Annotated in this window: 8 protein-coding genes; 3 read left to right on the top strand and 5 right to left on the bottom strand. The window is 37.3% G+C overall.

Annotation, left to right across the window (positions count from 1 at the left end; translation table 11 throughout):
* Window positions 1-8 precede the first annotated feature (8 nt).
* The gene (gene gap, locus MUB18_RS12845) at window positions 9-1,007 is read left to right on the top strand and encodes a type I glyceraldehyde-3-phosphate dehydrogenase (protein ID WP_248753334.1); all 999 of its coding nucleotides are present in this window, start codon (window positions 9-11) and stop codon (window positions 1,005-1,007) included.
* Between the two features lie 82 nt (window positions 1,008-1,089).
* Here gap and MUB18_RS12840 read toward each other — a convergent pair whose 3' ends face one another.
* The gene (locus MUB18_RS12840; protein ID WP_248753333.1) at window positions 1,090-3,696 is read right to left on the bottom strand and encodes a TonB-dependent receptor; all 2,607 of its coding nucleotides are present in this window, start codon (window positions 3,694-3,696) and stop codon (window positions 1,090-1,092) included.
* A 336-nt stretch (window positions 3,697-4,032) separates the two neighbouring features.
* On the opposite strand from MUB18_RS12840, the gene MUB18_RS12835 reads away from it, so the two are divergent.
* Window positions 4,033-5,175 (top strand): serine hydrolase domain-containing protein, encoded by a 1,143-nt coding sequence (locus MUB18_RS12835; RefSeq protein ID WP_248753332.1) that lies wholly within the window; start codon window positions 4,033-4,035, stop codon window positions 5,173-5,175.
* 84 nt (window positions 5,176-5,259) lie between these two features.
* A complete protein-coding gene (locus tag MUB18_RS12830) occupies window positions 5,260-6,096 on the top strand; it encodes an MBL fold metallo-hydrolase (protein ID WP_248753331.1) in 837 nt (278 codons plus the stop codon).
* A gap of 38 nt (window positions 6,097-6,134) precedes the next feature.
* Here the strand turns inward: MUB18_RS12830 and MUB18_RS12825 are convergent, their stop codons facing one another.
* From MUB18_RS12825 to rpe, 4 genes are all read right to left on the bottom strand, one after another.
* Window positions 6,135-7,025, bottom strand: a complete 891-nt coding sequence (locus MUB18_RS12825) for a hypothetical protein (RefSeq protein WP_045752532.1) — start codon at window positions 7,023-7,025, stop codon at window positions 6,135-6,137.
* A gap of 67 nt (window positions 7,026-7,092) precedes the next feature.
* Window positions 7,093-9,360, bottom strand: a complete 2,268-nt coding sequence (locus MUB18_RS12820) for an aconitate hydratase (protein ID WP_248753330.1) — start codon at window positions 9,358-9,360, stop codon at window positions 7,093-7,095.
* Window positions 9,361-9,418: 58 nt separating this feature from the next.
* Window positions 9,419-12,181: a bifunctional aconitate hydratase 2/2-methylisocitrate dehydratase gene (locus MUB18_RS12815; RefSeq protein WP_094773444.1), complete on the bottom strand. Its 2,763-nt coding sequence runs from the start codon at window positions 12,179-12,181 to the stop codon at window positions 9,419-9,421.
* 458 nt (window positions 12,182-12,639) lie between these two features.
* A complete protein-coding gene (gene rpe / locus MUB18_RS12810; RefSeq protein WP_248753329.1) occupies window positions 12,640-13,320 on the bottom strand; it encodes a ribulose-phosphate 3-epimerase in 681 nt (226 codons plus the stop codon).
* Window positions 13,321-13,361 lie beyond the last annotated feature (41 nt).

The raw sequence follows: 13,361 nt of genomic DNA, 5'->3' as shown, positions 1-13,361 counted from the left end.
AGTCAATTATGCATATTGCTATAAATGGGTTTGGACGTATTGGAAGGAATACTTTACGTAACATTTTACTTCGCGGATTAGATGATTTAAAAGTTGTTGCGATCAATGATCTTACAGATACAAAAACATTAGCTCATCTTTTCAAGTATGATTCAGTTCACGGGCCATTCTTAGGTACAGTCGATTTTGATGAGCATCACCTTATTATCAATGATCAACGGATTTTGGTAACCAATGAAAAAAATCCGCAAAATCTTCCTTGGAAGATTTTAGATATTGATGTCGTATTGGAGTCAACAGGTCATTTTACTAGTAAAGAAAAAGCAAATTTACATGTACTAGCCGGTGCCAAGAAAGTAATCATTTCAGCACCATCCTCTGATAAAGATGTACCGACAATTGTATTAGGTATTAATGATAAAGAATTTGATTTAAACGTACCTATACTCTCCAATGCATCCTGCACGACAAACAATGTTGCTCCGCTGGTCAAAATATTAGATGAAAACTGGGGTATCAAGGACGGGTATATCACGACGGTCCATTCCATGACAGGTGATCAAAATCTGCATGATGCCCCCCATCGTGATCTTCGTAGAGCACGAGCAGCATCATCTTCTATTATTCCAACCACAACTGGTGCAGCTAAGGCAATTACCAACGTTTTTACTCATTTAGAAGGAAAATTAGGTGGTGCTGGTATACGTGTCCCTGTCCTAAATGGCTCTTTGACAGATTTCACCTGTACGTTGATACATCAACCGACAGTAACAGAAATCAATGCAAAATTTAAAGAAGCTGCAGAAGGTGAATTGAAAAATGTACTCTATTACACAGAAGACCCAATAGTCTCTGTTGATATTATCAACAATCCCTATTCCTGTGTATTTGATTCACAATTAACATCTATTGTAGGCGGGCTGGTTAAAGTTGTGGGATGGTATGATAATGAATTCGGTTATTCAAACCGACTTGTAGATCTTCTTGAAAAAATCAGTAAACTTTAAAATACGTATATCACATACTATTCAATATAAAAAGGGTCTCCATGGAGGCCCTTTTAACATAAACTATAAACAAACTAAACATTTAAAATTTATACGTCAATGTGGTCATAAAACTTCTTGGTGGAATCGGGTTCACACTGTAATTTTCATGAATATAATAATTGAAAGCATTATTAACATTAGACATTTTAGCTAAAATACTCCATTTTTTATACGTATAACCAGCAGAGATATCTACTGTTGTAAAAGGACTGACAGTAATTAAGCGGTCTAGACCATCTCTCACATTGATTTTCGTATTATTCCAGCCTGCATTTCTTCTTCCTGTATAAAATGCCGATACGCCCAATTTTAATCCTTTAGCACCACCATGTTGCAAAGTATAGAAGATCGTTCCATTAGCAGTATGTGCAGTTGTACCGACCAAACGAACATCTTCCTGATTACCAGAAACCTCAGTAACCTTTGGACTACCATTGACAACAGTAGTAATTTCTGTTATAGGACTCGTCTCTGTATAACGCATATAGTTATATGAATATCCAGCTAAGATGTCCAATCCTGGCAATATAGAACCCGTTACATCAAGCTCAACACCATCCGAAGCCGTTTTACCAGAAAACTCTTTCATATTAGTATCTCCGTTACTTGTTCCATCAGGTTTAACCAACAATTGCTGTGCAAATCTGTTGTTGTTGATGCGGTATACCGATGCATTCGCAGTCAAACGTCCGTTGAAAAAATCGTTTTTAATACCTGCCTCGTACTGATCTATAGTCGAAGGGCCCATTGGTCTATAATCCACATCATAGCCCGCATTGGATGTAAAGTTATTCGCGTAAGTCACATAAATACTCGAAGTTGGGATCGGTTGGAAGATCAATCCAAATTTTGGAGACCAAGCTTGATCAACTTTTGCGCCCAATTCCTTTTGGTTAGCATCCAAATTTTTAACATCTTCAGTTACATCAGTAGCATAGGTATATTTTTCAGCATAAGGCGTTCTTTGGTATGTATATCGTAAACCCGCAAGTACCTTAAATTTGTCTGTAACCTCAATCAGATCTTGTAAAAACACACCATAACGGTAGATATTAGTCGTTGTTCTGGTTAAATATTCTGCTCCTGGCATATCTGTTCTAACCCCAGTCTGCATCACTGCAGGAACTGTAACTTTAGGATTTGCTAGATTATTTTCAAAATGACTAGGAATATAAGTATATACTGTTGATGCCGGATCAAAAACATTTATATTATCGTAAACAGATCCTGGCATGATGACAGGCAATCCTTTTTGATCGTAAGTGACTGTCTTGATATTTAAAGTATTATCAATACGATATGCATAGGCCTTTGTATTGGACTGATCAGCATCAGCACCTACCAAAATTTTATGCTTAATGCCACCTGTATTTACCGTACCAGTCAAATTTAACTGCTGATTGAAAGTAAGCTCATCCGATTTTGAGCGCGTCAGATTTCGAGCAGCAATACCATTGGCAGCAGCTTGAATTCTATCTGAGCCATAATAATCACGGCCATAGCTTTGGTAACTCGCTATTGCATTTAACTTCCAGTTATCATTAAATTGATGATTCAAATTAATCTGACCATTACTCGTATTTGTTTTATTATATGCCCAAAGCGTATTTAAAAAGGTATGACGACCTACATCTTTGTTAAGCTTTCCATCCACTGATCCAATACCAAAATCAGGTGTATAATCACTTTTTAGATAGTCAAACATCAAGTTGATATCCGTACGATCATTGATTTTATATAAAATAGAAGGATTTACATATAACCTTTCAGAAGTGACATGATCCCTGAAGCTGCCAGATTTTTCATAAGTACCGATCACACGGAAAGCTAATTTATCGGATATAGGTCCATACACATCAACTGTCGGTTTATAAAAATCATAACTACCGACACGTACCGAAGCCTCTCCACCATACTCAAATTTCGGCTTTTTGGTCACTAAATTGACAACAGCACCACCGGTAACACCACCATATAGCAATGCAGCACTTCCCTTCAAAATCTCCACAGACTCCAATGTACTGGCCTCAATAGAGCCTCCATTATTGGTACGTGCCCCATTTTTAAAGATATTATTTGCACCAAGACTATAACCACGTGCATAGAAATTTTCATTAACACCACCCCTATTTGCTCCCATGGCTATTCCATTGGCATTTTTTAAGGCATCACTAAGCCGATTCACTTGCTGATCTCTGATCACCTGCTCGTTTATAATCTGAACACTCTGTGGTAGATCTTTATCAGCAATTCCAGCTTTCCCAACACTGACTGTCTGATTATTATGTGAATTATACCCGCGAATGTCCACGATATCCAATTTCGAATCGCTGCTATCCCCTACCAAGTTGATAGGTTGCGAACTACCATTGACAACTTTTATACGCTCTTCGTCAATGACATTACCCAAACTTTTAACGATGATAGTATAAGATCCATCAGGTAACGAAGAAAAAGAAAATGATCCATTGCGATCAGTTGCTGTTGACTTCCCTAATTCTTTAACAATTATCGTCGCAGCTTCAATTGGAGCCCCAGATTTATTTTTTAGTTTTCCGTGAATTCCACTGTGCTGCGCAATTCCTTCTAATTGTATCCCCCCGACTAATCCTAAGCTTAATACTAAGCTGAGAAATGACTTTTTCATAGTGTATGATAATAAGATAAATTTTATTTCGGATGCAAACTTACAATCTTTTTTTCAATCTATTTAGATTTATTTTAAATAAATATAAAATTATTTTGAAACCAAAAACAAACACACAATCACCTTAAAAACAACATGTTGATACTATTTTTTAAAACAAAATTCAAATAGACTTTTCATCTGTTTGACAAAAGATTTTAAAAAAAAAGTGAGCAAACCAACATAAAAGAAGAAAAGAAAATACAGCTAGAGTATGCAATAAGACTACATAAAAATGCAAACTAATGCAACTATATTTATTAATTATTTATACCTTTCGATACTAATCCATAAATCATGAAAAAATTCTTATTCATTCTTATACTCGGAGCCTTCTGTTGCAGTCAAATAAGCCGAGCTCAACCAACTGTTATTGATAAAAAAATAACCGATATCATGCAAAAATATCAGGCTATTGGCCTATCAGTTGCTGTCATAAAAAACAATAAATTAATATTTTCGAATTCCTACGGACTTAAAAACATAGAAGAGAATCAAGCCTTACAAAATGATGATATATTTAGAATAGCATCAATTTCCAAATCATTTTCGGCAACAGCCATTATGCAATTGATCGAGCAAAAGAAATGTCACCTGGATGATGATTTCAGTGATTTGATTGGATTCAAAATTAGAAACCCTAATTTTCCAAATACGAAAATTACATTACGAATGATACTTTCGCATACCTCAAGTATCAATGATAAAAATGGATACTTTGACTTAGAAGTCATCAATCCTACGCATTCAGATCAATACATAAACTCGTATAGCAACTATGAGCCAGGGACAAAATATGCATACTGCAACCTCAATTTTAATATGATTGGAGCAGTGATTGAACGTTTATCCGGACAAAGATTTGATTTATATATCAAAGAACATATCCTAGATCCTTTGCAATTGTATGCAGGTTATTGTGTTGACTCCTTAGATAAAAACAAGTTTGTCACACTTTATGAATATGACCGTGATAAAAGTGGATTCCGTCCCCAAACCAGTGCCTATAATCCGCGATCATTAGAAATCAAAAATTACACTTTAGGCCATTCCACTCCCGTCTTCTCTCCTACTGGAGGAATGAAAATTTCAGCCGTTGATCTAGCGAAGTATATGGGTATGCACATGAATTATGGTAAAGGATTTAATGGTCAGCAAATCATCAAAAAAAGCAGTTCAAAAATCATGCAGACCCCCATTACACCTGATGAAGGCTATGGACTAGCACTCAGGTCAACTGACCAATTAGTTCCGCATAAAACGTTGATCGGACATACAGGTTCTGCATACGGTCTTTATAGCGCTATGTTTTTTGATCCCCGAGCAAAATTTGGAATAGTAGTCATCACCAATGGTTGCCGTGTCCCCGAGTACACCAATTTCAATCCATTTTTAAAGGATTGTATCCAATTGATTTATCAAGAAATGATTGAAAATTAATCGTTATACGATCTTGTCATTGATGCCTCTATTTTACTGATCAAAACTAGTATATTCGTATAAGATACATAAAAAGAAAAAATTATGCAGTTATATACGATTGAAACTCAAAACTTCAAATTAGATGGCGGAGCTATGTTCGGAGTAGTACCCAAATCAATATGGCATAAAACAAATCCTGCCGATTCGAATAATATGTGTACATGGACCAATCGTTTACTCTTGATAGAAGATGGTGCAAAGTTGATACTGGTCGATACTGGACTCGGAGATAAGCAATCCGAAAAATTTTTTGGACACTATTATATACATGGAGACAATAGCATAGATAAATCATTAGCAAAACATGGTTTCAATAGAGAAGATATCACGGATGTAATCTTGACACACCTGCATTTTGATCATTGTGGTGGCGCCATTGCACGTCAAGGAGATAAATTACGTCCTTCATTTACTAATGCTAATTATTGGAGCAATGCAGCACATTGGGATTGGGCGATTCATCCAAATCCAAGAGAAAAGGCTTCTTTTTTGGAGGAAAATATAATACCTATACAAGAAAGTGGTCAACTAAAATTTATTGAAAAAGAGAGCAGCCCATTTGGTCCAAATATTCACATCAGGTATGCTCACGGACATACCGAATCCATGATGTTGCCCCAAATTCAATATAAAAATAAAACAATCTTGTATATGGCAGATTTACTTCCTTCGGTAGGACATATTCCCCTTCCCTACGTCATGAGCTATGACATAAGACCGCTCACTACCATGGAAGAAAGGAATAACTACTGGCAAGAGATAGTAGATCGAGAATACATCCTTTTCTTAGAACATGATGCGGTCAATGCTTGTTGTACTTTACAGCATACAGAAAAAGGAATAAGACTAAAAGAAAGTTTTCAGCTTTCAGATATTTAATGTAAAAAAAGCGGATGACAATCATCCGCTTTTAAAATTTAGAATTTGAAACCAAGCACCCAATAGTTCTCAAAGAACCATATCGACTGACTTGCCTTATCAATATTGTTTCTCCCCGTAGTACGGATATTATTAAGATCTGTCCACCCGGTTTTAAAACTTGTTTGCAAATACATCCACTTCAAAAAGTGATATTGCAAACCAACTTTTGCAGCAGCACCATAACCAGCAATATTCCAAAAGTTATTCTCTCCTACTCCAAATAATCGAACATCAGTTCTTGGCACTAGCAGTCCAAGTTCAGCACCAGTTTCCATTGACAAATAAGATTTTCCCGTTCTAGAAACCCAGATATCGTCATGTCTTTCCAAGGCAACAGAAGCAAAATTATATCCATCTGTATGTTCAAATTTCAGTACCGAATCCACTAAAGTAACCTGCTCACCATTGTAAGTTCCGGCCATACCACCAGTTGGAATGCCAGGTTCAGAAATTTCAGGACTGATATGTCCCTTAATTCGTACCGTCTGTGGAATATCCACCACATATTTCATATGGTCCCAGCCCAATGATATCGAATAATTATCTTTGATAAAATACCCAAAATGGAAATTGAATTGAGGGATAGAAATTGTAGCAGGGTTAATATAGGTCATCGACAATTTAGTCGGTCTATCCGATGCTTTTACATCCAACAAAGTAAAATCATATCCCGTACCCTTAAACCGAATATCACTTTTGGCATAAGATGAAAAGTTATATCCCCAGTGAAAATAAAACTTGCCTTTGTTGCTTTCCGTACGCGAATATTTCGGATTGAATATACTTTTAGCAATTGGTTTTGCAGGTAATTCACTACTATGATCTTGTGCAAATAAAGAAGAAGCAGACACTGTTAGCACACTTAAGGCCAATAAAAATTTATTCATATTGTTTGTCAATAAAAAACCCGGCACAAAAGTACCGGGTTATATTTAGATAAGCAAAATAATTACTTTATTTTACTTGATTTTTACGAATAATGTTCAAAGCACCACCCTCTTTAAACCACTCAATTTGTTGAGCATTGTAAGTGTGGTTTGCTAAAATTTGATCTTCCGTTCCGTCCGCGTGGTGAAGGACCAGAGTAAGTGGCTGTCCAGGAGTAAAAGTTGTCAATCCTAAGATGTCGATTACATCGTCCTCTTGGATCTTATCATAATCATCCTTATCAGCAAAAGTCAAACCTAACATGCCTTGTTTCTTCAAGTTCGTCTCATGGATACGAGCAAAAGATTTCACCAACACCGCACGAACGCCCAAGTGACGAGGCTCCATAGCAGCATGCTCTCGAGAAGAACCTTCTCCATAGTTTTCGTCACCAACTACGATCGATCCGATACCAGCAGCTTTATAAGCACGTTGTGTCGCAGGAACAGGACCATATTCACCAGTCAATTGATTTTTAACCGAATCTGTTTTTTCATTGAAGTAATTAACAGCGCCGATCAACATATTGTTGGAGATATTATCCAGATGACCACGGTATTTCAACCAAGGGCCAGCCATAGAAATATGGTCAGTAGTACATTTACCTTTAGCCTTAATCAATAATCTTAAACCTTTCAGGTCAGTACCTTCCCAAGCAGCAAAAGGCTCTAACAATTGCAGACGGTCAGAATTAGGATCTACATCAATTGCGACAGCAGAACCATCTTCAGCAGGAGCTTGATATCCAGCATCCTCTACTGCAAATCCTTTTTCAGGCAATTCATCACCCGTAGGAGGATCCAGCTTAACCTGCTCACCGTTAGCATTTGTCAACGTGTCTGTCAAAGGATTGAAGCCCAAATCACCCGAAATTGCAATTGCTGCAACGATCTCAGGAGAAGCTACGAAAGCAAATGTATTCGGGTTACCATCCGCACGTTTTGCAAAATTACGGTTGAATGAGTGGACGATTGTATTTTTCTCTTGCTTTTCAGCACCTACACGATCCCACATACCAATACATGGACCGCAAGCATTTGTAAAGATGGTTGCATTCAGATCTTCAAAAGTTTTCAATAAACCATCACGATCTGCGGTATAACGTACTTGCTCAGAACCTGGGTTGATTCCAAATTCAGCTTTTGTCACCAAACCTTTATCAACAGCCTGCTTAGCGATAGAAGCAGCACGTGACAGATCTTCATAAGAAGAGTTGGTACATGAACCGATCAATCCCCACTCCACTTTTGTAGGCCAACCATTTTTAGCAGCCTCTTCACGCATACGTGAAACTGGTGTGTATAGATCTGGTGTAAAAGGACCATTTAATGAAGGCTCGAGTTCAGATAAATTAATCTCAATAAGTTGATCAAAATATAATTCTGGGTTTGCGTATACTTCAGCATCGGCAGTTAAGTGCTCCTTAACAGTATTTGCCGCATCAGCTACATCAGCACGACCAGTAGCACGTAAATAACGCTCCATCGACTCATCATATCCAAATGTAGAGGTCGTTGCACCAATTTCAGCACCCATATTACAGATTGTACCTTTACCCGTACAAGACATAGATTGAGCACCCTCACCGAAATATTCTACAACAGCACCAGTACCACCTTTTACAGTTAAGATACCCGCAACTTTTAAGATCACATCTTTAGGCGAAGTCCAGCCACTTAATTTACCTGTTAATTTAACACCGATCAATTTAGGAAATTTAAGTTCCCAAGGTAGACCAGCCATGACATCACATGCATCTGCACCACCAACCCCAATAGCCAACATACCTAGACCACCAGCATTAACCGTATGTGAATCTGTACCGATCATCATACCGCCAGGGAAAGCATAGTTTTCTAAAACGACTTGGTGAATAATACCCGCTCCTGGTTTCCAGAAACCGATACCATATTTATTTGCGACAGAACCTAAAAAATTAAATACTTCTTTTGATTCTGTATTCGCTCTTTGCAAATCTACTTGAGCACCTTCTTTCGCTTGAATCAAGTGATCACAGTGTACTGTTGATGGAACAGCCGCTTGAGGACGACCCGCTTGCATAAATTGCAATAGTGCCATTTGTGCAGTCGCATCTTGCATTGCTACACGATCTGGAGCAAAATCAACATAAGATACACCTCTATCGTATGTTTCAGTTGCATTTCCATCCCATAAGTGAGTATATAAAATTTTCTCAGATAGGGTTAAAGGTTTATTAACCAAGCTACGAGCAGCGTTTACACGCTCCTCATAACGGTTATATACCTTTTTAATCATTTCTATATCAAAAGCCATATATTTCTAATTTTATGATACTTATATAAGTTATTTACTCAAACTCCAGTATTAGTTTCTATTTTGTCGAAATAGGCGAAAATTTGGTTAAGTTGATACCTTCAACAGCAGCTTTATACTCTTGCATATTTGGAATTCTACCTAAGATAGCAGAAAGCACAACCACTGGAGTAGAGGCTAATAAAGATTCACCTTTTTTACCATCTCGATCTTCCACTACACGACCTTGGAAAAGACGAGTAGAAGTAGCCATTACCGTATCACCTTTTGCTGCTTTTTCTTGGTTACCCATACATAGATTACACCCTGGACGCTCTAAATACATGATATTTTCGTACTCAGTACGTGCTGTACTTTTTGGTAAAATATCACTGAATTCAAAACCAGAATATTTCTGCAAATATTCCCAGTCGCCTTCTGCTTTCAATTCATCTATGATGTTGTAAGTAGGAGCTGCAACAACCAATGGTGCATTAAACTTAACAACACCAAGTTGTTTCTCGACGTTCTTCAGCATTTGAGAAACGATTTTTAAATCGTCTTTGTGTACCATACAAGAACCTACAAAACCTAAATCCACTTTTTTGTCACCGCCATAGTAAGAAAGCTCTCTAATAGCATCATGCGTATAACGTTTTGAAACGTCCACATTGTTGACATCAGGATCAGCAATCATCGGTTCATCAATAATATCAAGATCGATCACCACTTCAGCATAATATTTTGCATTTGCATCTGGAGTCAAAGCAGGTTTTACACCCGTTTTAATTTCCTCGATACGTTTGTTAGCTTTATCGATTAATCCTTGTAATACTTGATTTTTATTTTCCATACCCTTATCAATCATGATTTGGATACGGCTCTTAGCAATTTCTAGTGATTGAATTAGCGTCTCATCTTGGGAAATACAGATCGAAGCTTTTGCTTTCATTTCTGCAGTCCAATCCGTAAATGTAAACGCCTGATCGGCAAGTAGTGTACCGATATGAACCTCGATGATTCTACCTTGGAATACATTCTCTCCACCAAATTGCTGTAACATCTGAGATTGTGTCGCATGAACCACATCACGGAAATCCATGTGCTGTTTCATACTCCCTTTAAATGTTACTTTTACAGATTCTGGAATCGGCATCGAAGCTTCACCAGTAGCTAATGCCAAGGCAACAGTTCCCGAATCAGCTCCAAAAGCTACACCTTTGGACATACGCGTATGCGAGTCGCCACCAATGATGATCGCCCACTCATCAATCGTAATATCATTTAATACCTTGTGGATAACATCGGTCATAGCATGGTATTCTCCTTTTGGATCACGCGCTGTAATCAATCCGAAGTCATTCATAAACTTCATCAATTTAGGAATATTAGCCTGCGCTTTTTTATCCCATACAGATGCCGTATGACAACCTGATTGATAAGCACCGTCTACTGTTGGAGAAATGACCTTTGCAGCCATCGCTTCTAACTCTTGAGCAGTCATTAAACCTGTTGTATCTTGAGAACCTACAATATTCACCTTAACACGAACATCAGAACCAGCATGTAATACTTTTCCTGGAGTTGTACCGACAGCATTTTTATTGAAGATTTTCTCTACAGCAGTTAAACCTTGGTTTTCAATAGAAATCTCTTTAGAAGGAGCAAATACTCTTGGAATTTCAATACCTAATACCCCAGCCGCAAATGTTTGGATTTTCTTACCAAATACAATAGCATAAGAACCACCTGCTTTGATAAACTCTCTTTTCTGAGGAGTAAGAGATTTAGAAATGTCGATTAACTCTTGATCTCCATGATATAATTTTTCAGTTTTAGTATTGATCGTAAGAACAGTACCTGTAGCAACTGAATATACTTGCTCCAAAATGGGCTCATTATTTTCATTACGAATAACCTCACCATTTGCATCTACTTTTTTCTTCCAATTCTGAAGATCAATTCCAATACCACCTGTCACATCTACAGTAGTCAAGAAAATTGGAGAAATACCATTAGTACCTCCCACAATTGGAGCAATGTTAACAAATGGAATATAAGGACTAGCTTGTTTACCTGTCCACAATGCCACATTATTTACACCTGACATTCTAGAAGACCCCACTCCCATAGTACCTTTTTCAGCAATCAACATCACACTAGCATCTGGGTGCTGTGCCTGTAAAGCTTTAATCTGTTGTTGTGCCTCTGGAGTAATCATACATTGACCATGTAGCTCACGATCCGAGCGCGAATGCGCCTGGTTACCTGGAGATAACAGATCCGTAGAAATATCACCTTCACCAGCGATAAAAGTAACCACCTTTATTTCTTCTGGCAATTCAGGTAGTTTTGTAAAAAATTCAGCTTGAGCATAACTCTCTAGAATTTCTTTTGCAATGACGTTACCGTTAGTAAAAGCATTTTTCAGACGCGTAGTATCCGCCTCATAAAGAAAAACTTGTGTTTTAAGAACTTCAGCAGCCTGCTTCGCAATAGCTACGTCATCCCCTAACGCCAAATCCAAAAGTACTTCGATAGAAGGACCACCTTTCATGTGAGATAATAACTCAAATGCAAAAGTTGGTGTAATTTCTGCGACTACCTCTTTTCCCAGAATAATTTCTTTTAAGAATATTGCTTTTACACCAGCTGCACTAGTCGTGCCAGACAGGGTATTGTAAATAAACAAGTTCAGAGAATCAGCTCTATTTTCGTTATTTAAATCTTTAATTTGAGCAATAACCTCACTTAATAATTCTGCTCCATCAATTGGTTTAGGATTTAATCCTTGACCTTTTCGTTCTACAACCTCTTGTACGTAATCGTTGTAAATACTCATAGTTTATAAATCTTTTATATGTTAAAGGCTGTTCAAAAAAATACACATTGCAGTTTTCCAATACAGCCACAAGTTTAATAAATTAAGTCAAAAAAAACATCATGTTATACGAGACACCGTGACACTAAGATTAACTTTACACTTTATTGGTTTTAAGGATCTATTTCTCGATAAAATCAATGCTGAAATGTGAGCACAAAAATACTAAAAATCAATAGTTAATAGCTATCATTACCATTTATTCACTCAATTTGGAAATATTCTAAACAAGAATTATTTTCCATAATAAAATAAAACAAAGCCCTAACATACAATTATTTGCAGAAGATTTTCATCAAATAAATAGCAATTCATATCAGTATATTTTGACGCTGATATTAAATATGATCGTATCAAAGGGTATAAAAAAGGGGAAAACCATGTCTGATCTCCCCCTTTTTTATACCTTTTTATTTTGATTAAATATTTTGTAACTGAATATCAACCGCTTTTAAGTCTGCTATAGACTGAGTTGGATCAGCAGCTGCAAAAACCGAGCTACCGGCAACCAACACATCAGCACCAGCCTGAAGCAACGCAGCAGCATTACCTACACCAACCCCACCATCGATTTCGATTAACAAGCCATCATTCACACCCGCTGACATAGCACGCAATTGTTTTACTTTAGTATACGTATGCTGAATAAATTTTTGACCTCCAAAACCAGGATTAACAGACATCAAGCAGACCAAATCTAAGTCAGCAATAACGTCTGCCAACAAAGAAACCGGAGTATGTGGATTTAATGCTACCCCCGCCTTACATCCCAACTCCTTAATCGCCGCTAAAGTACGGTGCAAATGCGTACATGCTTCGTAATGTACGGTAATCACCGCAGCTCCCGAATCCTTGCACACCTGTAAATAACGATCTGGATCTACAATCATTAAATGTACATCTAACGGTTTTGTAGCATGTTTTGCAATTGCTTGCATGACCGGAAAACCAAAAGAAATATTTGGCACAAATACGCCATCCATGATATCAATATGAAACCAATCGGCCTCACTATTGTTTACCATTATAATATCATCGTATAATTTAGCGAAATCCGCTGCCAAAACTGAAGGTGCAATAAGATGCTTTTTACTTGACATGAGTCTTTGATTTGTTTTCACAAAGATAATTAAGTCTTGCG

It is taken from the genome of Sphingobacterium sp. PCS056, assembly GCF_023273895.1.
GTDB lineage: Bacteria > Bacteroidota > Bacteroidia > Sphingobacteriales > Sphingobacteriaceae > Sphingobacterium.
Note: the sequence above shows the minus strand (reverse complement) of the source record. Positions and strands in the feature narration are given on the sequence as shown.